This is a genomic window from Nonomuraea sp. NPDC003201 (genome assembly GCF_053590415.1).
This window is the reverse complement of sequence record NZ_JBSFTC010000030.1, coordinates 32,821-55,379: the sequence shown is the minus strand read 5'-3', so window position 1 is coordinate 55,379 and position 22,559 is coordinate 32,821. Positions and strand designations below refer to the sequence as shown.

Annotated in this window: 24 protein-coding genes; 10 read left to right on the top strand and 14 right to left on the bottom strand. The window is 70.7% G+C overall.

Annotated features, from left to right (window positions below; all coding sequences use genetic code 11):
• Positions 1-11: 11 nt before the first annotated feature.
• From efeU to ACWDX9_RS14665, 4 genes are all read right to left on the bottom strand, one after another.
• On the bottom strand, positions 12-845 hold the full coding sequence (gene efeU, locus ACWDX9_RS14680) for an iron uptake transporter permease EfeU (RefSeq protein WP_449953464.1): 834 nt from the start codon (positions 843-845) through the stop codon (positions 12-14).
• A gap of 137 nt (positions 846-982) precedes the next feature.
• Positions 983-1,825 carry a carbohydrate ABC transporter permease gene (locus ACWDX9_RS14675; RefSeq protein ID WP_350728643.1) on the bottom strand — a complete coding sequence of 281 codons (843 nt, stop codon included), beginning with the start codon at positions 1,823-1,825 and terminating at the stop codon, positions 983-985.
• On the bottom strand, positions 1,822-2,781 hold the full coding sequence (locus tag ACWDX9_RS14670; RefSeq protein WP_449953461.1) for a carbohydrate ABC transporter permease: 960 nt from the start codon (positions 2,779-2,781) through the stop codon (positions 1,822-1,824). Before ACWDX9_RS14670 ends, ACWDX9_RS14675 begins: the two co-directional genes overlap by 4 nt.
• Positions 2,778-4,064, bottom strand: coding sequence for an extracellular solute-binding protein (locus ACWDX9_RS14665; RefSeq protein ID WP_449953459.1), 1,287 nt, complete (start codon positions 4,062-4,064; stop codon positions 2,778-2,780). Before ACWDX9_RS14665 ends, ACWDX9_RS14670 begins: the two co-directional genes overlap by 4 nt.
• Positions 4,065-4,286: 222 nt before the next feature.
• Here ACWDX9_RS14665 and ACWDX9_RS14660 point away from each other — a divergent pair, with 222 nt between their 5' ends.
• Positions 4,287-5,297 (top strand): LacI family DNA-binding transcriptional regulator, encoded by a 1,011-nt coding sequence (locus ACWDX9_RS14660; RefSeq protein WP_449953456.1) that lies wholly within the window; start codon positions 4,287-4,289, stop codon positions 5,295-5,297.
• Positions 5,298-5,420: 123 nt separating this feature from the next.
• Here the strand turns inward: ACWDX9_RS14660 and ACWDX9_RS14655 are convergent, their stop codons facing one another.
• Positions 5,421-6,410, bottom strand: coding sequence for a helix-turn-helix transcriptional regulator (locus ACWDX9_RS14655; protein WP_449953453.1), 990 nt, complete (start codon positions 6,408-6,410; stop codon positions 5,421-5,423).
• Between the two features lie 92 nt (positions 6,411-6,502).
• On the opposite strand from ACWDX9_RS14655, the gene ACWDX9_RS14650 reads away from it, so the two are divergent.
• Positions 6,503-6,901: a VOC family protein gene (locus tag ACWDX9_RS14650; protein WP_449953450.1), complete on the top strand. Its 399-nt coding sequence runs from the start codon at positions 6,503-6,505 to the stop codon at positions 6,899-6,901.
• A 107-nt stretch (positions 6,902-7,008) separates the two neighbouring features.
• On the opposite strand, the gene ACWDX9_RS14645 is transcribed toward ACWDX9_RS14650, so the two are convergent.
• Complete coding sequence (locus ACWDX9_RS14645; RefSeq protein WP_364244471.1) at positions 7,009-7,587, bottom strand: TetR/AcrR family transcriptional regulator; 579 nt, start codon at positions 7,585-7,587, stop codon at positions 7,009-7,011.
• Between the two features lie 90 nt (positions 7,588-7,677).
• On the opposite strand from ACWDX9_RS14645, the gene ACWDX9_RS14640 reads away from it, so the two are divergent.
• Together ACWDX9_RS14640 and ACWDX9_RS14635 are read left to right on the top strand one after the other, a co-directional pair.
• Positions 7,678-8,520: an SDR family NAD(P)-dependent oxidoreductase gene (locus ACWDX9_RS14640; RefSeq protein ID WP_449953447.1), complete on the top strand. Its 843-nt coding sequence runs from the start codon at positions 7,678-7,680 to the stop codon at positions 8,518-8,520.
• A 229-nt stretch (positions 8,521-8,749) separates the two neighbouring features.
• Positions 8,750-9,481 (top strand): dienelactone hydrolase family protein, encoded by a 732-nt coding sequence (locus ACWDX9_RS14635; RefSeq protein WP_449953444.1) that lies wholly within the window; start codon positions 8,750-8,752, stop codon positions 9,479-9,481.
• Positions 9,482-9,493: 12 nt separating this feature from the next.
• Here ACWDX9_RS14635 and ACWDX9_RS14630 read toward each other — a convergent pair whose 3' ends face one another.
• The 3 genes from ACWDX9_RS14630 to ACWDX9_RS14620 are packed head-to-tail and all read right to left on the bottom strand — an operon-like array spanning position 9,494 to position 11,223.
• The gene (locus ACWDX9_RS14630; RefSeq protein WP_449953443.1) at positions 9,494-10,333 is read right to left on the bottom strand and encodes an NAD(P)H-binding protein; all 840 of its coding nucleotides are present in this window, start codon (positions 10,331-10,333) and stop codon (positions 9,494-9,496) included.
• A 15-nt stretch (positions 10,334-10,348) separates the two neighbouring features.
• Entirely contained in the window at positions 10,349-10,975 is a 627-nt protein-coding gene (locus ACWDX9_RS14625; RefSeq protein ID WP_449953441.1) for a TetR family transcriptional regulator, read from the bottom strand.
• A 41-nt stretch (positions 10,976-11,016) separates the two neighbouring features.
• Positions 11,017-11,223 carry a hypothetical protein gene (locus ACWDX9_RS14620; protein ID WP_449953438.1) on the bottom strand — a complete coding sequence of 69 codons (207 nt, stop codon included), beginning with the start codon at positions 11,221-11,223 and terminating at the stop codon, positions 11,017-11,019.
• Here ACWDX9_RS14620 and ACWDX9_RS14615 point away from each other — a divergent pair.
• Complete coding sequence (locus ACWDX9_RS14615; protein WP_449953435.1) at positions 11,222-11,689, top strand: TetR/AcrR family transcriptional regulator; 468 nt, start codon at positions 11,222-11,224, stop codon at positions 11,687-11,689. The two genes, ACWDX9_RS14620 and ACWDX9_RS14615, sit on opposite strands and share 2 nt — an antisense overlap.
• On the opposite strand, the gene ACWDX9_RS14610 is transcribed toward ACWDX9_RS14615, so the two are convergent.
• Together ACWDX9_RS14610 and ACWDX9_RS14605 are read right to left on the bottom strand one after the other, a co-directional pair.
• Positions 11,686-12,714, bottom strand: a complete 1,029-nt coding sequence (locus tag ACWDX9_RS14610; RefSeq protein WP_449953433.1) for an alpha/beta hydrolase — start codon at positions 12,712-12,714, stop codon at positions 11,686-11,688. The genes ACWDX9_RS14615 and ACWDX9_RS14610 overlap by 4 nt on opposite strands.
• Before the next feature lie 11 nt (positions 12,715-12,725).
• A complete protein-coding gene (locus ACWDX9_RS14605) occupies positions 12,726-13,940 on the bottom strand; it encodes an amidohydrolase family protein (protein ID WP_449953430.1) in 1,215 nt (404 codons plus the stop codon).
• A gap of 97 nt (positions 13,941-14,037) precedes the next feature.
• Between ACWDX9_RS14605 and ACWDX9_RS14600 the strand changes: the two genes are divergently transcribed.
• Complete coding sequence (locus ACWDX9_RS14600) at positions 14,038-14,481, top strand: SRPBCC family protein (RefSeq protein ID WP_449953427.1); 444 nt, start codon at positions 14,038-14,040, stop codon at positions 14,479-14,481.
• 3 nt (positions 14,482-14,484) lie between these two features.
• Here the strand turns inward: ACWDX9_RS14600 and ACWDX9_RS14595 are convergent, their stop codons facing one another.
• Positions 14,485-17,640, bottom strand: coding sequence for a BTAD domain-containing putative transcriptional regulator (locus ACWDX9_RS14595; protein ID WP_449953424.1), 3,156 nt, complete (start codon positions 17,638-17,640; stop codon positions 14,485-14,487).
• A gap of 89 nt (positions 17,641-17,729) precedes the next feature.
• Here ACWDX9_RS14595 and ACWDX9_RS14590 point away from each other — a divergent pair, with 89 nt between their 5' ends.
• A complete protein-coding gene (locus tag ACWDX9_RS14590; RefSeq protein WP_449953421.1) occupies positions 17,730-19,226 on the top strand; it encodes an MFS transporter in 1,497 nt (498 codons plus the stop codon).
• Between the two features lie 239 nt (positions 19,227-19,465).
• On the opposite strand, the gene ACWDX9_RS14585 is transcribed toward ACWDX9_RS14590, so the two are convergent.
• On the bottom strand, positions 19,466-20,509 hold the full coding sequence (locus ACWDX9_RS14585) for a trypsin-like serine peptidase (protein WP_449953418.1): 1,044 nt from the start codon (positions 20,507-20,509) through the stop codon (positions 19,466-19,468).
• On the opposite strand from ACWDX9_RS14585, the gene ACWDX9_RS14580 reads away from it, so the two are divergent.
• Positions 20,508-20,762: a hypothetical protein gene (locus ACWDX9_RS14580; RefSeq protein WP_449953415.1), complete on the top strand. Its 255-nt coding sequence runs from the start codon at positions 20,508-20,510 to the stop codon at positions 20,760-20,762. The genes ACWDX9_RS14585 and ACWDX9_RS14580 overlap by 2 nt on opposite strands.
• A 63-nt stretch (positions 20,763-20,825) precedes the next feature.
• Here ACWDX9_RS14580 and ACWDX9_RS14575 read toward each other — a convergent pair whose 3' ends face one another.
• A complete protein-coding gene (locus tag ACWDX9_RS14575; protein ID WP_449953413.1) occupies positions 20,826-21,188 on the bottom strand; it encodes a nucleotide pyrophosphohydrolase in 363 nt (120 codons plus the stop codon).
• A gap of 29 nt (positions 21,189-21,217) precedes the next feature.
• Between ACWDX9_RS14575 and ACWDX9_RS14570 the strand changes: the two genes are divergently transcribed.
• Positions 21,218-21,676, top strand: a complete 459-nt coding sequence (locus ACWDX9_RS14570; RefSeq protein WP_449953410.1) for a MarR family transcriptional regulator — start codon at positions 21,218-21,220, stop codon at positions 21,674-21,676.
• 32 nt (positions 21,677-21,708) lie between these two features.
• The gene (locus ACWDX9_RS14565; RefSeq protein WP_449953408.1) at positions 21,709-22,512 is read left to right on the top strand and encodes an alpha/beta fold hydrolase; all 804 of its coding nucleotides are present in this window, start codon (positions 21,709-21,711) and stop codon (positions 22,510-22,512) included.
• The last annotated feature ends 47 nt before the right edge of the window (positions 22,513-22,559 follow it).

The following is a 22,559-nucleotide window of genomic DNA, read 5'->3' as shown; positions in this document are numbered from 1 at the left end:
GATGCTCCTGTTCAGGCCGCGGAGGAAGCGGGCGACGGCGTGGACTTCACCCGCGTGTTGCGCAGGAAGAAGAAAAGGGTGGGGACGAGGTAGCAGGCCCAGGCGATGACCTCGGCGACGCTGGGCTGGGGCGTGATGTTCAACATGCCCGACAGCAGGGTGCCGTACCAGGAGTCGGCGGGGATGACGCCGCTGATGTCGAAGGCGTACGTGCTCAGGCCGGGCAGGATGTTGGCCTCCTGCAGGTCGTGCACGCCGTACTTGAAGATGCCCGCGGCCACGAGGATCAGCAGCAGCCCCGTCCAGGTGAAGAACTTGGTGAGGTTGATCTTCACGGCGCTGCGGTAGAGGGCCCAGCCGATGAGTACGGAGGTGAGCAGCCCCAGGCTGATGCCGATGAGCGGCTCCGGCGTGGTGACGGCTCCCTGCACGGAGGCGAAGAACAGGATCGCCGTCTCCAGCCCCTCGCGGGCGACGGCGAGGAACGCCATCACGACCACCGCGATCGAGCCGAGCTCCAGCGCGTCGGAGAGCTTGCCCCGCAGCTCGCCGGAGAGCGCGCGGGCCGCCCGCCGCATCCAGAAGATCATCCAGGTGACGAACACGACGGCGAGCAGCGAGGTGATCGCGTCGAACAGCTCCTGCCCGGTGTGTCCCAGATTGGCGGCGGTGAACGTCAGCAGCGCCCCGAACCCCACGGACAGCGCGACGGCCGCGCCGACTCCCGTCCACACTTGCGGGAGCTTGTCCTTGCGGTCACTTTTGACCAGGAAGGCGACCAGGACTGAGACGACGAGTGCCGCCTCGAGACCTTCGCGCAGTCCGATGAGGTAACTGGCGAGCACCGTCACTCCCGATTGCTGAGGTTTTGCTTGGCATTCCCTGAGGAAAGGCTTACCTAAATTAGGGCAGGCGAAGCATACCTGGCGCAAGAGCTGGAAGCGACAGTGTGCGGCGAGTCACGTTCGCAGGTGGAAGGTGATCATCCCTTCGTCGCGCCCGCGGTGAGACCGCCGACCAGGTGACGTTCCGCGACGGCGTAGAACCCGAGCGCGGGCACCATGGCCAGGACGAGATAGGCCAGGATGCGGGCGGTGTCGGAGGCGTACTGGCCCTGGAACTGCTGGATGCCCAGCGGCAGCGTCCAGCTCGACTCCTCGTTGAAGACCACGAGCGGCAGCATGAAGTTGTTCCAGCTCCCCACGATGGCCAGCACCGAGACGGTGGCGATGGCGGGCCTGGCCATCGGCAGCAGGATCCGCCAGAAGAAGCCGAACGGGCTGCAGCCGTCGATGATGGCCGCCTCCTCGATCTCGCCCGGGATGCCGCGGAAGAAGCCGCGCAGAATGATGATCGTCAGCGGCAGGCCGAAGGCCGCCTGCGTCAGGATCACGCCGAGCGGGTTGCCCAGCAGCCCGAACGTGCGCAGCAGCACGAAGATCGGCAGGATGGCCACCGCGAACGGGAACATCAGCCCGGCCGTGAACAGCGTGAAGTACAGCTCCCTGCCGCGGAAGGCGAACCTGGCGAAGACGAACCCCGCCAGCGCCGACACCCCGACGGTCAGCACGGTCGTCACGACCGCGATGAACGTGCTGTTCCACAGCTGCAGCCAGAACGAGCCGGAGCCGATCACGTCGGTGTAGTTCTCCGTGGCCCAGGTGTTGGGCAGCCCGAGCGGGTTGGTGGACAGCTCGCTGGTGGACTTGAAGCCGCCGATCAGCGCGTACACCACCGGGATGATGATGAACAGGCCGACGACCCACGCGATCAGATGCAGCGGCAGGGTGTTGCGCCGCGGCGAGGACTTCTTGCGATGGATCATCGGCGCTCTCCCATCGAGGTGGTCGCGCCCTCCAGGTCGCGGCGCATCACGAACCGCTGGTAGACGAGGGCGAAGACGAGGCTGAGCGCGAACATCACGACGCTGATCGCGCTGGCGTAGCCGACCTGGGAGCGCTTGAAGCCCCAGTCCATCATCGTGACGGCCATCGTCTCGGACGAGTGCGACGGCCCACCCTGGGTGAGGATCCACACCAGGTCGAAGAGCTGGATCGTGTAGATGACGGACAGGAAGACGCTGATCCGGATCGTCGGCCCGAGCAGCGGCAGCGTGATGTGCCGGAACGTCTTCCAGCTCGTGGCCCCGTCGATCTGGGCGGCCTCGATGAGCTCGTTCGGGATGCTCTGCCGCCCCGCGAGATAGATCATCATGTGGAAGCCGAAATATTTCCACATCATCACCAGGAAGAGCGACGGCATCACGGTGCCGGGGTCGGCGAGCCACTCCGAGTCGAGCCCGAACACCGACAGGACCTGGTTCGCCATGCCGGACTCGGGCGAGAGGATCAGCGAGAACAGCACGCCGGTGATGACCTCGGAGAGCACGTACGGCGCGAAGAACACCACCCGGTACAGCGCCCGCCCGCGGATGCGCTGGTTCAGCAGCATCGCGATGGCCAGCGAGAACGGGAGCTGGACGCAGACCGACAGCAGCACGAGGACCAGCAGGTGCCACAGGTCCTGGCCGAAAATTTCGGTGCCGAAGAGCCGGGTGAAGTTGTCGAGCCCGATGAAGTTGGTCGGCAGGCCGCCGAAGCCGTTCCACCTGAACACGCTGGCGTAGAACGCCACGAGGATGGGTGCGACGACCAGCAGCAGGAAGAGGACCAGGGCGGGGAGCAGGAACAGGGCGATGGTCACCCAGCGGCCGCGCCGCCTGGCGGCAGGGGAGGGGGCCGGACGCGTGACCGCCTCCGGCCCCTTGACGAGGGTCGTCATCCTTCGCTCTTGGCCACTTCGGTGATGGCCTTGCCGACTTCCTCCGGCGTCTTCGTACCGGCGATGAGCTCGGCGACGCTGTCGTTGACCTGCTGGCCGACGGCGGGCGGGTAGGCCTGGTCGAGGTAGAGCTGGTAGCCGCCGGCCGCGGCCAGCTGGGTCGCCACCTGCTTGAGGTTGGGGTCCGTGACCGCGCTCTCCTCGCCCTTGAGCACCGGCAGCACGCCGCCGGCCGCCACGGCCTTGGAGTGGTTGTCCATCTCGGTCATGAACTTCACGAACTGCACGGCCTCCGCGGGGGCGTCCGCGCCCACGGCCAGGCCGCCGCCACCGCCGAACGCGTCGGAGATCGAGCCCTTGCCGCCCTCGACCGCGGGGAAGGGGAAGAAGCCCAGGTCGTCGCCGAGGCCCTTGCCGGCGTCCTTCTGCACGGCGGGGGCCCACTGGCCCATCAGCTCCATGGCGGCCTTACCGTTCGCCACGGTGGCCGCCTGGCCGTCCGGGGTGCCGTACCCCGCGCCGAGGAAGCCCTTCTGGAACGGCTGCAGGTCCGCCAGCGCTTTGACCTGCTGTCCGGCGGCCACGAAGTCGGGCTTGGTGAAGTCGTGGTCGACGGCCGCCTGCTTGAGCGCGTCGAGGCCGGCGATGCGCATGGCGAGGTAGGCCCAGTAGTAGTGACCCGGCCACTTCTCCTTGCCGGCCAGGGCGATCGGGGTGACGCCCGCCGCCTTGAGCTTCTTGACGTCCTCGAGGAACGCCGACCACGTGGCGGGCGGCTGCGTGATGCCGGCCTTGGCGAAGAGTTTCTTGTTGTACCAGAAGCCGACCAGGCCGATGTCGGTCGGGAGCCCGTACGTCTTGCCGTCGATCTGGTACGCGCTCAGCGCGGCCGGCGTGAAGCTGGGCAGGACGTCGGCGACGTCGGAGGAGATGTCCTTGACCAGCCCGGCGTCGATCTGCTGCTTGAGCACGCCGCCGCCCCACGTGGCGAACAGGTCGGGAGCCTTGCCCGACTGCGTGATCGTGGTCAGCTTGGCCTTGTACGCGTCGTTCTCCAGGACGGTCGCCTTGATGGTGACGTTGGGATGCTTGGCCTCGAAGTCCTTGGCCCGCTGCGCCCAGAGGGACTTGAGCGGCTCCGTGGTCGACAGGTGCCACCATTCAAGAGTGACCTTGGCGGCCGGGCCGCTCTGCTGAGGGGCCGTGCTGCTGCCCCCACCGCCCCCACCGCCGCAGCCCGTCATGAGCACTGCGGTCGCGATCAACACCAGACTGCGTTTCATCAGGGGTCCTTCCCTCAGACTGGCTCGGCCTGCCGTACGGACCCCTGCACGTGATTCGCGGGACTCAGCGTGACTCATGGGGCACAGCGCGACGCACCGGGCGAAAATTTCGTTACCTCCCCGATAATTTCGCTGCCTGGATCGTAGGTAAACGCTGCGTAAAGCGTCAACACCTCGGGTGGGAGCGATCCCAAACCGAAACTTTCGGATACACTCCCGAACGTGTCAGCGAAGCGGCGGGTGACGATCGCACTGATCGCGGAAGAGGCCGGGGTCTCCATTCCGACGGTGTCCAAGGTCATCAACGGACGTCCAGAGGTCGCTCCGGCGACCCGCCATCGAGTCGAACGACTCCTGCAGGAACACGGCTACCAGCGGCGCATCAGCCAGGACGACACCCCGGCCGGCCTGGTCGACCTGGTCTTCGCCGAGATCGAGTCGCCGTGGGCCATGGAGATCGTGCGCGGAGCGGAGGGGGCGGCCCACGAGGCCGGGGCCAGCGTGGTCATCTCCGTCCTGCACACCCATGCCGGACCGGGCCGCGACTGGCTCGACCGCCTGGCCGCCCGCCGTACCGACGGCGTGGTCATCGTCGCCTCACGCCTGTCCACCGGCATCCAGGCCCAGCTCAGCGCGCGCTCGCTCCCGTTCGCGGTGGTCGACCCGGAGGGCGAGCCCGCCCCCGGCGTCGTCTCGGTCGGGGCCACCAACTGGAACGGGGGCCTGGCCGCCACCCGCCACCTGCTCGAACTCGGCCACCGGCGCATCGGCATGATCAGCGGCCCCACGGACATGCTGTGCAGCCAGGCCCGCGTGGACGGCTACCGCGCGGCCCTGGAGACGGCCGGGGTGCCGATCGAGCCCGAGCTGATCCGCCGCGGCACGTTCCTGGTGGAGTCGGGCCACGACGAGGGCCACGCGCTGCTCTCCCTGGACGCGCCCCCGACGGCGATCTTCGCCGGGAGCGACCTGATGGCCTTCGGCGTGTTCGAGGCGGCCCGCCAGCGCGGCCTTCGCGTCCCCGAGGACCTGAGCGTGGTGGGCTTCGACGACCTGCCCCTGTCCAAGTCGGCCTGGCCACCCCTGACCACGGTACGCCAGCCGCTGCAGGAGATGGCCGCCCTCGCCACCCGCACGGTCCTGGCCATGGGCCGCGGCGAGGTCCCGGAGACCAAGCGGGTCGAGCTGGCAACAGAACTCATCGTCCGAGACAGCACGGCCCGCCACGAGTAGGCATCCGGGTAGGGCGCGCCGCCGTACCGCGGCGGTCCTCGCTCTGGGCCTGGTCACGTCCGGCGACCGGCCCCTGCCGGACGACGACCAGGTGTGCCACCTCCTGACCTTGGTTCCTCGCTGTCAGGCTTGGCGGGCGCAGGACGCGAGGTGGTCGGCGAGCGCGATGACGCGGTCGCGCAGTTCGTCGGGACGCTCGATGACGAACGGCCGGTTGAGCGAGGCGAGTGCCGGAGGCAACCAGTCGAGCCGCTCCACCCGTAGCTCGACGCGCAGCCAGCGCTCGCTCGTCCGGTCCTCGCCGGCCGCGGGCTCGTGCTCCTCCAGGCTCGCGACGCTGGCGGGAAGGTGGGCGCGGATCTGCTCAACCGTCCCGTGGATCCGCAAGGTCACCTCATGGCGGTACTCGGCCGTGGCGAACCCGGACAGCACGCGCTGTGCCGGATCCGGACCTGCGGGCGCGTCGAATGAGCCGGGCAGGGTCCTCGCGTCCGCGATGCGATCGAGCCGGAAGGTTCGGTCCTCGCCGATCCGGGCGTCGTTGCCGGTGACGTACCACCGGCCCGAATGGGCGACGATCCCGTACGCGTGCAGCGTGCGTTCGCTGAGCCGCCCGTCGCGGTCGGTGTATCGGATCGAGACCGGTCGGCGGTGGCGTACCGCGTCGGCGATGGTGAGCAGGACCCCGGCGTCCGGGGCGGCGAACTCACCGGGCTGATCCGTGAAGGCGAGAGACTCCAGGAGTGTGTCGAGCCGGCGGGCGATGTGCTTGGGCAGCACCCGCCGGATCTTGGCCGATGCCGTCTCGCTCGCCGTGTGCTGCGTCGTCATCAACCCTGCCCGGCGGCCGGCGACCAGGCCGAGCAGCACGGCCAGCGCCTCGTCGTCGGTGAGCATGAGCGGAGGCAGGCGGTACCCGGGAGCGAGCCGGTACCCGCCGTAGCGGCCGCGCACCGACTCCACGGGCACGTCGAGATCGATCAGCTGGTCCACATACCGCCGCACGGTGCGTCCTTCGACGCCGAGCCGGTCGGCGAGTTCGGCCACGGTCCGGATGCCGCCCGACTGCAGCAGCTCCAGGAGTGTCAGCACGCGCCCGGTGGGTCGAGGCATGTTCGCAGCCTATGCGAATACAGGACCGATTCTGTCCCGTATTTCTCCTAGTCTGCCAAGCGCACGACTTCAGCACAGCCAAGGAGCTCCCCATGAACTTCGTCTCGATCCGGATCATCACCGGCGACGTCGCGCGCCTCGTCGAGTTCTATGAACGAGCCACAGGGGTGCGTGCGATGTGGGCCACCGAGGACTTCGCCGAACTCAAGACCCCCAAGGCCACCCTCGCGATCGCCGGCACCCGCACCGTCCCGCTGTTCGCCCCGGGCTCTGCCCGCCCGGCGGACAACCACAGCGTGATCATCGAGTTCCTCGTCGACGACGTGGATCGCGTTCACCAGAACCTGATCGGCTTCGTGACCGACTTCGTCAACGAGCCCACCACGATGCCCTGGGGCAACCGGTCGCTGCTGTTCCGCGACCCCGACGGCAACCTCGTCAACTTCTTCACCCCCGTCACCCCGGCGGCTGTCGAGAAGTTCGCAGGTTGACGCCACGCACCGCCGAGCACGAACGCCGCCGATCACCGTGACCCGGGTCAGCCCCACACCGGGTCGGCGCTCCGCGACAAAAGGCGCAGGGGAGCATAACTGGGGAGTTATCGAGGGGATTGATCGCTCAAGGCCGTGACCAGCCGGGCGACCAGTGCGCGCGTCTCCTCGAAGGAGGCGTCGCTCAGGGCGGGGCTGCCGAGCAGTGAGCGCATCACCCCCATACCGAGCAGCAGCGCGCCCACCATCTCGGCCCGCAGGGCGGGGTTCTCGCCGCCCATCCGCTCGGCGAAGTCGGGCAGGTAGCCCTCGCAGATCTGCGTACGCAACTGGTCGCGGATGGCCGGGCGTCCCGCGGAGCGCAGCATCACCAGGAGCGGGTGTTCGCCGGCGAACTGCTCCCAGTCGGCGAAGACGACATCGTGCAGCAGCGTGTCGGTGATGTGGGTGAGCGGACGCGCCGGGTCGTCCGTGAGGCCGGCCGGGATCTCCACGCGTACGGCCTCCTCGTGGAGTTGCTCCTTCGAGCCGAAGTAGCGGAAGACCAGAGCTGGATCGACACCCACGTCGGCCGCGATCTCCCGTACGCCGGTGCCGTCGTAGCCCTGGCGGGCGAAGCGCAGGCGGGCGGCGTCGAGCAGCTTGGCGCGGGTGGCGGCTTTGTCGCGGCGTTTCGGCTGGTCCATGCAAATCATCCTAAGTCATCGTACGTTGACTTAACCAGCGGCCGGGCCTAGCATTCTTGTCACCGATCGATGACTTGAGAGGGCTCGGGAATGCGTACATACGTGATCACCGGCGGCACGGACGGCATGGGCAAGGGCCTGGGGCTGCATTTCCTGCGGCGCGGGGACAGCGTGATCGCCGTGGCCAGCGGGGAGGACAAGGGGCGTGCCTTCCTCGCCGAGGCGCACGGGCTCGGCGCCGAGGGCAGGGCCGTGTTTCTCCGGGCCGACCTGAGCACCGTCGCGGGCATGCGGCAGGTGGTCGAGGAGGTCAAGGCGACCACCGAGGCCGTGGACGGGCTGGTGTTCGCGGCCCAGCGGTTCCGGCCCAGGCGCGAGGAGACGGCGGACGGGCTGGAGTTCACCTTCGCGCTCGCCTACCTGAGCCGGTTCGTCATCGGCCACGGCCTGATGGAGCACCTGGAACGCGCGCAGGCGCCCGTCGTGATGAACATCGCCGGACCCGGCGGCCTGCCGGGCCGCGTCAACTGGGACGACCTGCAATGGCGCGAGGACTACACGGGGATGCGCGCGGCGATGCAGTCCTCGCGCTGCAACGACCTGCTGGGAGCCGGCTTCCCCGCTCGCTACCCGGCGGCCCGTACGCGTTATGTCCTCTACAACCCCGGCTTCGTGAACACCAGCATGGCCGACCCGCTGCCGCAGCCCAGGCGTGCCGTCACCAAGGCGCTCGCCCGGTTCTTCGCGATGCCGGTCGGCAAGGCGATCGTGCCGATCGCCGCACTGCTGGACGCCGCGCCCGAACCCGCCGTCACCGCCTACATGCGCGGCAAGCCGCTGCCGATGACCGGCAAGGACTTCGACCCGGACACCGCGGCCCGCCTCGACCGCGTGACGACGGACCTGCTCGGACAGATCGCCGCAACTCGGTAACGCCCGCGGCAGGCGCAAGGAGCAAGCTCACTGGAACCCCAGCGGCACCCTGCCGGACCCCATGCCTGGTGTCACGCGAGCGGTGCCGCTTGTGATACTTTCGGCGGCGCCGTGCATCGCTGCGAACTCGAGGAGGTGAGACCGATCAACGCTGTGACAGGTCGGGGCTCCCTCCCACGCATGGTCTAGGGAGCGCCCGCAGAAGGCCTCCCGAAAGGCTTGAAACGCCATGCGCTTCATCTCCCGGACGTCGTCGGACGGCGTCACCGAACAGCTCTTCACCCTCGGCGAGATCCCCGGCGTGCTGTGGACGCCGGAAGCCGCCCCGAGCACTCGTCCCCTGATCCTGATGGGACACGGCGGCGGGCAGCACAAGAAGGCACCCGGCATCCTGGCCCGCGCGCACGACTTCGTCACCGAGGGCGGGTTCGCGGTCGCCGCGATCGACGCGCCCAACCACGGCGAGCGGCCGAAAGGCGAGGAGTTCGGCCGGATCGCGACCGAGATGCGGGCCCGTGCGGCCGCCGGCGAGGACGCGACCGCGCAGGTCCTCGCCATGCACAGCCTCCTGGCCGGGCAGGCCGTCGCGGAATGGCAGGCGGTCCTGACCGCGCTCCAGCAGCTCGACCACGTCGGCGCAGGTCCGGTGGGTTACTGGGGCATGTCGATGGGCTGCGGGCTCGGCGTCCCGTTCGTCGCCGCGGAACCCCGGGTCGGCGCCGCGGTGCTGGGCCTGCTCGGGGCGACCACGCTGGCCGGGACCGCGGCGCGGATCACCGTGCCGGTGCGGTTCCTGCTCCAGTGGGACGACGAGCGGGTGCCGCGGGCCGAGGGCCTGGCGTTGTTCGACGCCTTCGCTTCGGCCGAGAAGACGCTGCACGCCAACCCCGGCAAGCACGGAGATCTGCCGCGGTTCGAGACGGACAGCTCGCTGAGGTTCTTCGCCCGGCACCTGGGCTGACACCCGGCTCGCTCAGCGGAAGTCGTCCGCGTGGTCGACGGCCCATTCGGCGAACGTGCGCGCCGGGCGGCCGGTCACCTTCTCCACCACCGTCGAGGTCTGCGCGGGTATGCCGTCGCGGGCCGCCCACTGCTTCATGATCACCTCGACGCCGACCGCCGGCGTCGTCCGGCCCATCTCCTCCCGCGCCTGCGCCTCCGACACCACCTCGACGGCGATCGCACGCCTGATCGCCTCCCCGATGTGCTCGACCTGCCGCCGCAGCGTGAGCGACTCCACCCCGTACACGGTGTACGCCCGCCGCTCGTGCCCGGACTCCGTCAACGCCGTCACCGCGAGCGCCGCCAGGTCCTTCTCGTGGATGGGGGCGGTCTCGGCCTCCGGGTACGGCAGCCGCACCACGTCCCCGCCCCGGATCGCCGCCTGCCACCACCACAGCGTGTTCGTCGCGAACATCCCCGGCCGGATGAACGTCCAGTCCAGCCCCGAGCCCTCCACGGCCGTCTCGACGACCTGGTGGTGCACGGCGATCGGGTTGTGTTCGGAGCCCTCGATCACGACCGCCGCCGACGACAGCAGCACCACCTGCCGCACCCCGGCCGACCGGGCCGCCTCGACGAAGCCCGCGACACCGTCCGGTTTGGCGTACACGAACACTTTCGTGGCGCCCTCCAGCGCGGCGGGCAACGTCTCAGGAAGGTCCAGATCGGCCGCCACGACCTCCGCGGAAGCGGGCAGGCCGCCCTTTTCCGGGTCCCTGCTCGTCACCCGCACCTGTTCGCCGGCCGCCAGCAGACCGGCGGCGACATGGCGCCCCACACTGCCCCGAGCCCCGAAGACCACCATCACCATCGCCGCAGAACCTCCCTAATCCTCGGCCTGGCCGAGAAGCCTGACCAGCTCACCATGCAGGCGGCGGCGCACCTCGGGCGAGAGCGGTTCGTCGCCGAAGATGTCCCGGACGAACTGCGGCATCGTGATCGGCGCGAACACCACCGCATAGGCGACCAGCAGCGCGAACGCCGGATCGACCCGATCGGTGACCTCCCCGGCCTCCTGCCGCCCGCGCATCCGCTCCAGCGACCCGGCCATCCGGGCGCGTTGCGCCTGCGCGTACCGCTGTCCCTCCTCGGCGTCGGCGAATGGGCAGTCGCCCAGCGCCTGCCACACCACCAGCCGTGCCCATTCCGGGTCGTCGAGCGTGCGCTCCAGCTGGGCCCCGACCGACTCCGCGAACGAGGCGGACGAGGCGTCGGACGCGGCCTCGTCCGCCTGCCGGCGCCGCCGCAGCTCCTCCAGCAACCCCTGCTTGCCGCCGAAGTAGTAGGAGATCAGCTGCTGGTTGACGCCGGCGCGGGCGGCGATCCCGGCGGTGCGCGCGCCGGAATATCCCTTCTCGCCGAACTCGCTCACGGCGGCCCGCAGGATCCGCTCCCGCGTCAGCTCCGCCGCCTTGCCGCGCTCCTCAGGGCGCGGCGCCCTTCGTGCCGCCATGTGCAAGGACGGTAGAGCATCAATCGTTTGATTGACAAGTGTCATCTGGATGATTGAGAGTCTGCGGGGACGAACCGCTTCATGGCCTCCTTGCCGTGCTCCACCGCCGCGTTCCCGCGTTCCAGCAGGTCGGCCTGATATTCGGTCAGCGCCGACCGGAGGTCCCGCTCGCCCCGATGGACCTCGGCCGGCCGGTCGCGGCCGGCGATCGAGCTGCTCGACGAGGTCGGCCTGGACGGGCTGACCATGCGCCGCCCGGCCGGCCGGCTCGGGGTGCAGGCAGGCGCGCTGTATCGGCATTACCCCAGCAAGCAGGCGCTACTGGACGCGATGGTCACGCACCTGGTCACCCCGCAGGACGGCCCCCCACCGCCGCTCGACGGCCCCTGGGACGAGCAGCTGCGGATCGTCGCGATCGGCATCCGCGAGCTCATGCCGGCCCATCGGGACGGGGCGCGCCTCATGACGACGTTCCAGCACGCGGGGGAGGAGGCCGTGGCCGGCTTCCACGCCCTCATAGCGGCCCTGGCCGCGGCGGGCATCCCCGCGGACAGGGCCGCCGTGGCCGTGGACACCGTCATGGCCTACGTGAACGGCTACACGGTCGAGGAGCAGGCCAGGAAGGCCGAGACCTGGCCCCGGGAGCAGCGCGACGCGGCCTTCCGCGCCGGGCCGGAGCTGATCCTCGCCGGCGTGCGCAGTCTCCGGTCCTAGGGGGTCAGGCGGCGCGACAGCCAGGCGAGGGCGAGCGGGTAGCGGTACTCGATGGCGCCGTGGCCGGCGTCGAAGAGCTCGAAGTAGACGTTCTCGTCCTTGACGCCCGCCGCCTCCAGCGCCCGCCGGAACGCCACCGCCCCGAAGTCCAGGAAGTACTCGTCCTTGCTCCCGGCGTCCACCCAGATCGCCCGCATCGAGCGTAGGGCCTCGGCGTGCCGCGGGGCCATCAGCACGGGATCCCAGGACAGCCAGCGCTCCCACACCTCCGGCACGACGGCGCCCGTGTCGTCGAAGGGCACGCGGACGGTCCCGTCGGGGTCCGCGGAGTAGGCGGCCGCGTACGCGTACATCTCCAGCAGCTCCAGGTCCCCCTCCTTGGTCCCGGCCAGCCGGCCGCGGAAGTCGGCGAGGAACGTGTCGTACGAGCCGTCGTACATGTCCCGCAGCCTGCGCGCCACCTCGGGGAACGACCCGCGCGAGCACACCTCGAACAACGCGTCGCCGGCGTGCGTGGCCAGCGCGCCGAACACGTCGGGCGCCAGCATCGCGGTGACCATGGCCCCGTAGCCGCCGCTCGACTTGCCGGTGACCGCCCGGTGGTCGCGGTCGGCGATCGTGCGGTAGCGGGCGTCCACCCACGGCACGACCTCGTCCCGCAGGTAGGAGTGGTAGCGCCCGGTGCCGGGGGAGTCGAGGAACTGGCTGCCGCCGAGCGAGGTCCACGCGTCCACGTACACGACGATCGCGGGCAGGGCCTCGCCTGAGGCGAAGGCGGCGTCCGCGAGCTCCGGGTACGGCTGGCGGAACGGAGCCCGGTTCAGCCACATGGCGACATGGCCGGTGTAGCCGAGCAGCACGTAGATCGAGGGGTAGCGACGGGAGGGATCGTCGTCGTACCCGGGCGGGACGTACACCATGATCGGGCGCTCGTGCGGATCCCCCAGGGGGTTGCCGCGCAGCAGGGCGCTGTCGATGACGGAATGGTCGAGACGGCCGGCCAGCTCGGCGGACCAGGGCAGCATGAAGAATCCTCTCAGCCGACGGACGAGGTCACCGTGTCGATGCCCGTCTGCGTGACGGAACGACCGGAGATCAGGACGAGTGTGAGATCGCGCAGGTCGGCCAGGCGTTCGAGCGGATCGCCCTTGACCGCGATCAGGTCGGCCCGCTTGCCCGCCTCCAGGCAGCCGGTCACCCCGCCCACCCCGCAGGCGTCGGCGGCGCGCACGGTGGCCATCTCGATGATCTCCGCGTGGCCGAACCCGGCCTCCGCGAACACCTCCAGCCCGGCGACGTACCCGTCGGTCTCGTTGGCGATGCCGCCGTTGGTGAACCCGGCGTCGGTGCCCGCGACGAGCCGGATCCCGGCCTCCCGCATGGCGGCCACCGCGTTCAGCCAGGCATCGATCATCTCGGGGCCGTAGGTCTCGCGCATCCGCCAGAACACGCCGTGCACGGTGGGGCACACGTACGTGCCGCTCGCCGCGACGAGGTCGGCCAGCTCGGCGTCGTAGTCGTGCCCCGACGGGCCGAAGAACGTGCAGTGCTCCAGCGTCGTGACGCCCGCCTCGATGGAGCTGCGGATGGAGGCGTGCGCGTGGGCGTGGGCGGCGACGCCCTTGCCGCGCGACGCGGCCTCCTCCACGACGACCCTGAGCTGCTCGGTGCCGTACTGCGGGACCCAGCTCGGCGGCGCGCCCGGCGTCATCAGGCCGCCGGAGGCCATCACCTTCAGGCAGTCGGCGCCCGCCCGGAGGTTCTCCCTGGCGACGCGGCGGATGGCGGGCTCGTCGTCGGCCTCGCCGCCCATGTACCAGCAGTGGCCGCCGGTGATCGTGATGGGCCTGGTGGCGGCCACGATGTGCGGGCCGACCGTGAGGCCCTCCTCGATCGCGTCGCGCAGGGCCAGGTCGAGGAAGCCGCGCGAGCCCAGGTCGCGGGCGGTGGTGACGCCGGCGGAGACGAGCTTGCGCGCGTTCTCGGCCATGCGTAACAGCAGGTGGTGGTCGCTCTCGGAGCTGCGCCGGGTCACCGGATCGACCTTCGCGTCGAACCCCAGGTGCACGTGCGCGTCGATCAGCCCGGGCAGCACCGTGTGGCCCGGCAGGTCGAGGACCTCGGCGGCCGCGCCCCCGCTGCCGCGCGGCCCCACGGAGACGATCCGGTCGCCCTCGACGAGGACCTCGCCGTCGGCGATCACCTCTCCGGGCCGGCCGGTGAGCACTCTGGCGGCGCGAATGATCCTCATACCGCCAGCCTGCCACGCACCTTAAGGCCACGAGAAGGAGATCTGAAGCGCGCCCTGCGACCTTTGAGCCATCGAACGAACCGGAAAGGACACGACAATGACCCAGACCGCCGAATACGAGATCAACTGCCTCTTCGACGCCCCCCGCGAGCTGGTGTGGGCCGCCTGGACCGAGCCGGAGCGCTTCTCGCAGTGGTTCGGGCCGCGGATGCTCAGCACGCCGGTCGGCCGGATCACCCTGGACACCCGCCCCGGCGGCGTCTGGCGGGCCACGCTGGTGGGCGAGGAGGGGTTCGAGGCGACGCTGGACGGGACCTACCGCGAGGTGACGGAGCCGGAGCGGCTGGTGTTCACCACGGGCGACCCGGACAACCCGGGCGAAGGGCCGGCGTCGGTCGTCACGATCGACTTCACCGAGGCGGACGGCAAGACGAGGATGCGCTTCCACCAGTACGGCGTCAACACCGACGCCGCGCACGCCGAGCAGGCCAAGGCGGGCTGGATCGAGTTCTTCGACCGCCTGGCCGAGTACCTTGCCTAGCCCTCAGAGCAGGTCGGCCGCCTCGTCGAGCTTGCGGGCGGCGCCCTCCCGGTACGCGGCCGCGAAGGCCTCCTCGCCGAGCGCCTCGCGTACCCGCGCCGCCGCCCGCTCGACGTCGGCCCGTTCGGCCGCCCCCGCCGGGGTCTGGTTCCGCTCCCTGGCCGCGGCCGCCAGCCCCAGCAGCACGGCCGCCTTCTCGGTCGGCCCGGCGGCCGAGGCCGCGCCCTCCACGGCGAACGCCATCGTCCTGACGTCGCCCATCCTGCGGGCCGCGGCCAGCGCCTCCACGTGCAGCTCCCTGGCCGCGGCCGGGTCCCCGCGCAGCTCCGTGAGGTAGCCCAGCTCGATCAGCGTGTCCGGCACGTACAAGGGGGGCTCGACGTCCGCGCCGCGCGGCACCCCTTCGAGCAGCCGGCGCAGGTGCGTCTCGGCCAGGTCCAGCCGCCCGGCCCGGCGCGCGGCGAAGGCGAGGCCCATCTCGCCCATGATCGCGCCCTCCATGTAGCCCTGGCTCTGCGCCAGCTTCATGGCCCGCTCGCAGAACTCCATGGAGCGGTCGTAGTCGCCGGTCTGCATCGCGATCCAGCCCAGCCAGGCGATGCGCGTGGAGACCTCCGGCCACAGCCCCAGGTCCTCGGCCATCCGCAGCCCTTCGCCGAACAGCCGGGTGGCCCGCTCCGCGTCGGTCGCCATCTCGGCCAGCGACGCCAGCCAGGCCGTGGCCTGCAGCAGCCCCCACCGGTCGCCCAGCTCGGTGAACAGCCGCGCGCTCTCCTCGCCGGTCCGTTCGAGCGTCTCGATGTCCCGCGTCGTGAACGCGTCCCTGGCCTGCCTGGCGAGCGCCGCCGCGACGCCCCACCGGTCGCCGGTCTCCCTGAACGTGGGCAGCGCCCGGCCCACCAGCTCCTGCCCGGTCGGCATGTCCTTGACGTGCATGCTCACGAACAGCTCGGCCCTGGCCCGTTCGCTCGGGTCCTCGACCGCCGCCAGCACGGGCTCCCAGTCGACCTCCTCACCCAGCATGAGCGCGAACCCGGCCTCCCAGGCCGCCGCCCTCGCCCGGACCGGGGAGACATCCGCATCGACGGACAGGGCCGCGGCCAGCGACCGCCGGCCCTCCGCCAGCCGGCCGCGCAGGAACCAGTACCAGGCCAGCGCGTTCACCAGCCGGGTCGCGCTGTCGGCGTCCTTGCCGGCGACCGCCGTGTCGAGCGCCGCCCGCAGGTTGGCGGCCTCCGCGTCCAGGCGCAGCAGCCAGTCCCGCTGGTCGTGCCCGTACAGCTCCGGCTCGGCCTGTACGGCCAGCGCCAGGTAGTGGCGCAGGTGCGCGAGGCGTACCCGGTCGAGCTCGCCCGCGTCGGACAGCTTGGCCCGGCAGTACTCCGACACCGACTCCAGCAGCCGGTACCGGACGCCGGCGGGGGACTCGACGACGACCACGAGCGAGCGGTCGACCAGGCGGGCCAGCAGGTCGAGCACGTCCAGCTCGGCGGCGTCGCAGACGGATTCGGCGGCCTCCAGCGTGCAGCCGTCGGCGTGCACGGCGAGGCGGCGCAGGACGCGGCGCTCGTCGTCGGACAGCAGGTCCCAGCTCCAGTCGATCACCGCGGTGAGCGTCTGCTGGCGGGCCGGCGCGCCCCGCTGCCCCGAGGCCAGCAGCTTGAACCGGTCGTCCAGCCTGCCCACCACGCCCTGGACGCCCAGCGCCCGCACCCGGGTCGCGGCCAGCTCCAGCGCCAGCGGGATGCCGTCGAGCCGCCGGCAGAGCTGCGCCACGGCCGCCGCGTTGCGCGCGTCGAGCGCGAACCCGCGGGCCGAGGCCGCGGCCCTGGTCACGAACAGCCTGACCGCGTCCGAGCGCGCCATGACCGCCAGATCGGCGCTGCCCGGCACGTCGAGCGGCGGCACGCTCCACAGCACCTCGCCGGCCACGGCCAGCGGCTCCCTGCTCGTGGCCAGGATCCGCAGGTCGGGGCAGGCCCGCAGGAGCGCCTCGGCCAGCTCGGCGACCTGCTCGACCACGTGCTCGCAGTTGTCCAGGACCAGCAGCATCCGCCTGGCCCTGAGCGCCGCGCCGAGCTGCCGCTCCAGCGCCCGGTCCCCCTGGGAGGCCGGCTCCCCCGCGGGTGCGCCGGCGTCCTCGCGGATGTCCAGGGCGGCCAGCACGGCCTCGGCGGGGGAGCGGGACGCCTGGTCGAGCGCGACCAGCCAGGCCCCGTCCGCGAACCCGTCCACCAGCCGGTTCGCGGCCTCCAGCGCCAGCCGGGTCTTGCCGACCCCGCCGCTGCCGGTGAGCGTCACCAGCCGTTCGTCGCCCACCAGCGCGCACACCTCGGCCAGCGCCTCGTCCCGGCCGATGAGCTTGCTGACGGAGGCGGGCAGGTTCGTGACGGGGCGGTCGGCGGGCACGCTCAGGGCCGGGTCCTGCCCGAGTATCGCCTGGTGCAGGGCGACCAGCTCGGGTCCCGGGTCCAGGCCGAGCTCGTCGGCCAGCCGGTCCCGCAGCTCGCCGTACGAGGCCAGCGCCTCGCTCTGGCGTCCCGCGCGGTAGAGGGCCCGCATGTGGACGGCGCGCAGGCGTTCCCTGAGCGGATGCCTGGCCACCAGATCGCCCAGCTCGCCCACCAGCAGGCCGTGCTCGCCCAGCTCCAGCCGCGCCTCGGCGTGCTGCTCCAGCGCGGACAGCCGCTGCTCCTCCAGGCGCAGGATGGCCGACCTGGTGTACTCCTCGTCGGCGAAGTCGGCGTACGCCGGCCCCCGCCACAGCGCCAGCGCGTCGGCCAGCAGCCCCGCCCTGGTCCGCGGGCTGTCGGTGGCCTCCGCCCGGGCCAGCAGGCCGGCGAAGCGCGCCGCGTCCACGGCCCCGTCCTCGTGGCGCAGCAGGTAGCCGGGGGCGCGGGAGACGACGAGGTTCTTGCCGCCGGGCTCGGCGTCCTCGAAGGCCTTGCGCAGCTGCGAGACGCGCACCTGCAGCGCACCGGCCGGATTGCCCGGCGGCTCGGCGCCCCACAGGTCGTCGACCAGCCGGTCCACGGACACGGGATGGCCCTCGTGGACGAGCAGGTCCACGAGCAGCGCCCGTACCTTGAGCCCGGGAACCGTGACGCTCTCGCCGGCATCCGTCCACACGGCCAGCGGACCCAGCACCCCAAAACGCATGGACGTCACCTTATGCGCGGCCTTAAGCCCACGAAAAGAACATCGGAAGCCCCTTACCGCACTGTGAAGACAACTGAAAGGGGAACGAGATGAACACCACCACACTCGAGGGCACACTTCCCGGCACCCGCGCGGGCCGCCGGGAATGGACCGGGCTGGCCGTCCTGGCCTCCGTGGCCCTGCTGCTCTCGGTTGACGTCAGCGTGCTCTACCTGGCGCTGCCGCACCTCAGCACCGACCTCGGGGCCAGCGCGCCGCAGCAGCTCTGGATCATGGACGTCTACAGCTTCATGCTGGCCGGGTTCCTGGTCACCATGGGGACGCTGGGCGACCGGATCGGGCGGCGCCGGCTGCTGATGATCGGGGCGACGGCGTTCGGCGCGGCCTCGGTGGTGGCCGCGTACTCGGTGAGCGCCGAGATGCTGATCGTGGCCCGGGCGCTGCTCGGCATCGCGGGGGCGACGCTGATGCCGTCGTCGATGGCGCTGATCAGGAACATGTTCCAGGACGCCAAGCAGATGGGGACCGCGATCGGGCTCTGGTTCAGCTGCTTCATGCTGGGCATGGCGGCCGGGCCCATCGTGGGCGGGCTGCTGCTCGAGCACTTCTGGTGGGGGGCGGCCTTCCTGATGGGGGTGCCGTTCATGGTGGCGCTGCTGGTGGCCGGGCGGACGCTGCTGCCCGAGTACCGCGACCCGAACGCGGGCCGGCTCGACCTCGCCAGCGTCGCACTGTCGCTCGCGACCATCCTGCCGGTCGTGTACGGGCTCAAGGAGATCGCGCGGAGCGGCTGGCACCCGGTGCCCGTGGCGGCGGTCGTGGCCGGGGCGGCGTTCGCCGTGGTGTTCGTACGGCGGCAGCGCCGGCTCGCCAGCCCCCTGCTCGACCTGCGCCTGTTCGGCAACCGGGCCTTCGCGACCACGCTCGGGACCATGCTGCTCGGCGGCGTCGTGATGGCCGGGACGACGCTGATGACCACCCAGTACCTGCAGACCGTCGAGGCCATGTCCCCGCTGCAGGCGGGTCTCTGGCTCGTGCCGCAGAACCTCGCCATGATCGTCGCCCTGACGCTGGCCCCTGCCCTCGCCCGCCGCGTCGGCACCGCGTACGTCATGGCCGGCGGATTCGCCGTGGGCGCGGTCGGCCTGTTCCTGCACACGCAGGTGCCGAGCGCCGGTGGCACCGGGCTGGTCGTGACCGGGCTCGTCCTGGCCTCCGCTGGCATCGCGCTGCCGATGGGCGTGGGCAACGGCGTCATCATGACGGCCGCGCCGGCGGAGAAGGCCGGCTCCGCCGCCTCGCTGTCGGAGACGGGCGGCGAGTTCGGCGTCGCGGTGGGCGTGGCCGCGCTGGGCAGCCTCGGCAGCGCCGTCTACCGCGGGCAGCTTCCCGAGCACCTGCCGGTGGAGGCGGTGCGCGAGAGCATCACCGCCGCGGTGATCGCCGCCAAGGACCAGCCCGACCTGCTGGACCTGGCGCGGGCCGCGTTCACCACGGGGCTCAACACGGTGGCGATGGTCAGCGCGATCACCTTCATCGGCCTGGCCGCCCTCACGCTCGCCATCCTCAGGCGCCACGCGGCATGACCCCCTGTACCGCGACGACGCCGGACCGGCCTCCGAGGCCCGTCCGGCGTCGTCGCGTTCCACGGTTTCCCGGCGATGGGCGACCAGCAGCAGCACGGCCGGCACCACCGCGAGCACGAACGGCGACGGCTCGAACAGCGCGGCACCACCCAGCGCCCACACCCCTACCCCGATCCCGAGGTAGGCCGGCGGCACCCGCCCCCGCCGCCCGAACCCCACCACCAGCCGCGGTAGCTGTTCTACGCGATCGAGCCGGTCCAGGCCGCCGCGGCGGCCCTGTAGATGACGTTCACCGCGCCGTCGAAGTACGGCGAGACGCCGGTGTCGTAGCGGTCGTCGCCGTTGGTGTCGGCAACGCTGATCGTGATGCCGTTGAGGTAGCCGGCACGGTAGTCGCTGCTGTACTTGTACAGCCAGGAAGAACCGAGGGAGCCTTCACCGGTGAACGGCGACTCGACGCCGAGGAACAGGTCGTCGGGCAGGCCGGACAGCGTCATGGTGGAGATCGGCCCGGTGGACCATTCCAGGTTCTCGCCCGTGTAGGGCCGCCGTCCGTCAGGGTTGGGTCCGGCGGGGTAGCCGAAGACGTCCATCATGGAGTCCGTCGGCTGATTCCAGGCGAAGCCCTGCCCGCCGACGTTGTCGACCAGCCTCCCGGTGCTGGTCAGCGCGTCGGGGGAGGGCGAGACCACGCCGTTGTAGACGTTCACGAAGGCGAAGTCGCGGTCGTGGTCCTTGTACGTGGAGAAGTCGTAGTGGGCGAAGGACTGCTTCCCGACGTACAGGCCCCACGGGGTGGTGCCGGCGGTGTAGCCGGGGACGAAGACCCACTTGCCGAGTGTGGTGTCGGAGCTCTGGATGTCGTACACGCAGTGTCCGGCCGTGGCGACGAGGTTGCGGTACTGCGACTGCAGTGCGGTGCCCGTGCACCAGTGCGGCTGCCCGTCACCACCGATGAAGAACACCTTGCCCGTGGTCGTGGGCGTTTTGCCCTTCTGCTCGGCCGGACCCGCCACCGGCGCGACCGAGCCGGGCTTGGTGTCCGGGGAGACGGGGGTGGACACGCGTTCCCCCTGGACCTCGGTCTGTACGGCATAGGGGGTGGCGTTCTTCAGGTTGGCGGCCCCGTCGGCGAGCCAGAACCGCGCGACCTCCTGAGCGGTCGACACAGTGGCGGCGAGAGGGGCCACCGTTATCTCGCCCTCGGCCTGCGCCGGAGTGGAGATGGCGGTGGATCCCAGCAGGCTCAGGCCGATGCCTAACGTGGTCAGTGTGCGTCTCATGACTGATCTTTCCGTTCTTGTCGCAGATAAGGAGGATCTAAAGATCTCGATCCAAAACATCCGCATCACGCCACAAAACGGCACATTCGGTCAAGAAGCACAGAAAGTGACCTATCCAAGAATCGAACACAGTGTCGAGCGGGGGGTGGTCGGCTCTCATGCTGCGAAGATCCGCTCCAGGCCCGATCCGGCTTGGCGGTCACGCGGAGTGAAAGGTCCAGGTCGCCGCGACGGCCCGTCATCGCGTCCTTGATCCGATTCCCAGCGAACTTACAGCAATGGACGCAGTCTGTAAGGTCGTGAGTGCTGCCGGGGTTCAGCCGGAGTGCGAGGAGGGCGGGGCCTTCCTGGCCGAGCCGCGGTAGCGGTCGGCGTCGTAGCGGCGGTCGTTGTCGTCCAGCTTGGCCTGGGCCGCCTCCACCAGGTCCACGCCCAGCACGTCGGCCAGCCGGACCAGGTAGAGGGTGACGTCGCCCAGCTCGGTACGGATCCGGGCGAGCGCATCGGGATCAGGCTGCGTGGACTCGTCGGCCGTGAGCCACTGGAACTCCGCCACCAGCTCCCCGACCTCACCCGCCAGCGCCATCGTCAGGTTCTTGGGTGTGTGGAACTGCTCCCAGTCCCTGACCCTGGCGAACTCGCGCAGGCGTTCGGCAAGGCGTTCCAGGTCCGTCGTCACGTCGCACGACCCTACCCATCACCGCCGGTATGTTGCTGCTCGTGAATGGGGTCGAGCTGTTCCTGTTGGGCCGGACGCTGATGAAGATCGGCGAGGAGGCCATGCCGACCGAGGGCATCGGTGAGCACTCCACGAGCGTGCGCACGGTGCTGATCGTGGTGAGCGACCTGCGCGGACATCCCGACACCACCGTGGGTGAGATCGCCGCCCGTACCGGGCTGCCGCAGAGCGCCGTGTCGGCGGCCATCGCGCGGCTGCGGTCCGTGGACGCGGTGATCGCCGAGACGGATCCCGCGGATCGGCGGCGCACGATCATCCGTGAGGCGCCTGGGGTGTCCGAACGGGTGGCGCAGGTCAGGGACACCCCGATCGACGCCGCGCTGGGGATCGCGCTGGGCACGGAGGACCCGCGGCGCGTGGCGGAGACCGTGGCGGTCCTGGAGGAGCTGGCCGCCAAACTGATCCCCGGAATAATGCATCGAAGTTGATGTATCAGATTTGATGGATTATCTTGGGAGGCATGAACGCAGACACCTTGCGCATCCCGGGCGTCGACCTCTACTACGAGGTGCGCGGCAGCGGCCCGCTCCTGCTGATCTCGCAGAGCGGTGAGGGCGACGCCGGTCGCACCGTTGACCTGGTCGATCGGCTGATGGACGCGTACACGGTGATCACGTACGACCGGCGCGGGCTCAGCCGCAGCACGGTCCCCGGCACCGGCGTGAGCGTGCGCGAGCACGCCGACGACGTGCACCGGCTGCTGGCCCACCTCACCGACCAGCCCGTGATCATGGTGGGGCAGAGTCTGGGCGCCTCCATCGGGCTGCACCTGGCCGTCGAGCACCCCGAACAGCTCAGCCTGCTCATCGCGCACGAGCCCGTCTCGCCGTGGCTGCTGCCCGAGTCCGAACGGGCCGAACACCGCAAGGAGCTGGCCGAGCTCCAGTCGCTCTACCGCGAAGGCGGCCTGCCCGCGGCGATCGGCCAGGTGAAGCGGGTGCTCGGCATCACCGACGACGCCGAGACCGACCTGACCCCGCAGCCCATCACGCCGCAACGGCAGGCGAACTTCGACTTCTTCATCCGCCACGACTTCACCGCCGTCGTCGAGGACGAGCTCGACCTGAGCGGGTGCCGTACCCGCATCCTGCCCGCGGCCGGGCAGACCACCCCGCACCACGTCTTCGACCGCCGGTGCGCGGTCGAGCTGGCGGAGCTGCTGGGCACGGAGCTGGTGGAGTTCCCGGGCGGGCACAACGGCAACACCAGCCATCCCCGGGCGTACGCGGCCCGGCTCCGCGAGGTCCTCCAGAGCGTCGGCTGAATCACCTCGCTCCGGTGGGTGTCGCCCCGAACCTGTACGCTTCCGCG

Bases quoted from the DNA above. Each gene is read 5' to 3' on its own strand.
- ACWDX9_RS14670 (WP_449953461.1), bottom strand. From the start codon at position 2,781: ATGACGACCCTCGTCAAGGGGCCGGAGGCGGTCACGCGTCCGGCCCCC.
- ACWDX9_RS14580 (WP_449953415.1), top strand. From the start codon at position 20,508: ATGACTGATCTTTCCGTTCTTGTCGCAGATAAGGAGGATCTAAAGATC.
- ACWDX9_RS14665 (WP_449953459.1), bottom strand. From the start codon at position 4,064: ATGAAACGCAGTCTGGTGTTGATCGCGACCGCAGTGCTCATGACGGGC.
- ACWDX9_RS14605 (WP_449953430.1), bottom strand. From the start codon at position 13,940: ATGAGGATCATTCGCGCCGCCAGAGTGCTCACCGGCCGGCCCGGAGAG.
- ACWDX9_RS14595 (WP_449953424.1), bottom strand. From the start codon at position 17,640: ATGCGTTTTGGGGTGCTGGGTCCGCTGGCCGTGTGGACGGATGCCGGC.
- ACWDX9_RS14620 (WP_449953438.1), bottom strand. From the start codon at position 11,223: ATGGTCAGCCCGTCCAGGCCGACCTCGTCGAGCAGCTCGATCGCCGGC.
- ACWDX9_RS14640 (WP_449953447.1), top strand. From the start codon at position 7,678: ATGCGTACATACGTGATCACCGGCGGCACGGACGGCATGGGCAAGGGC.
- ACWDX9_RS14625 (WP_449953441.1), bottom strand. From the start codon at position 10,975: ATGGCGGCACGAAGGGCGCCGCGCCCTGAGGAGCGCGGCAAGGCGGCG.
- ACWDX9_RS14635 (WP_449953444.1), top strand. From the start codon at position 8,750: ATGCGCTTCATCTCCCGGACGTCGTCGGACGGCGTCACCGAACAGCTC.
- ACWDX9_RS14570 (WP_449953410.1), top strand. From the start codon at position 21,218: ATGTTGCTGCTCGTGAATGGGGTCGAGCTGTTCCTGTTGGGCCGGACG.
- ACWDX9_RS14610 (WP_449953433.1), bottom strand. From the start codon at position 12,714: ATGCTGCCCTGGTCCGCCGAGCTGGCCGGCCGTCTCGACCATTCCGTC.
- ACWDX9_RS14645 (WP_364244471.1), bottom strand. From the start codon at position 7,587: ATGGACCAGCCGAAACGCCGCGACAAAGCCGCCACCCGCGCCAAGCTG.
- ACWDX9_RS14585 (WP_449953418.1), bottom strand. From the start codon at position 20,509: ATGAGACGCACACTGACCACGTTAGGCATCGGCCTGAGCCTGCTGGGA.
- ACWDX9_RS14600 (WP_449953427.1), top strand. From the start codon at position 14,038: ATGACCCAGACCGCCGAATACGAGATCAACTGCCTCTTCGACGCCCCC.
- ACWDX9_RS14630 (WP_449953443.1), bottom strand. From the start codon at position 10,333: ATGGTGATGGTGGTCTTCGGGGCTCGGGGCAGTGTGGGGCGCCATGTC.
- ACWDX9_RS14675 (WP_350728643.1), bottom strand. From the start codon at position 1,825: ATGATCCATCGCAAGAAGTCCTCGCCGCGGCGCAACACCCTGCCGCTG.
- ACWDX9_RS14590 (WP_449953421.1), top strand. From the start codon at position 17,730: ATGAACACCACCACACTCGAGGGCACACTTCCCGGCACCCGCGCGGGC.
- ACWDX9_RS14615 (WP_449953435.1), top strand. From the start codon at position 11,222: ATGCGCCGCCCGGCCGGCCGGCTCGGGGTGCAGGCAGGCGCGCTGTAT.
- ACWDX9_RS14655 (WP_449953453.1), bottom strand. From the start codon at position 6,410: ATGCCTCGACCCACCGGGCGCGTGCTGACACTCCTGGAGCTGCTGCAG.
- ACWDX9_RS14650 (WP_449953450.1), top strand. From the start codon at position 6,503: ATGAACTTCGTCTCGATCCGGATCATCACCGGCGACGTCGCGCGCCTC.
- ACWDX9_RS14565 (WP_449953408.1), top strand. From the start codon at position 21,709: ATGAACGCAGACACCTTGCGCATCCCGGGCGTCGACCTCTACTACGAG.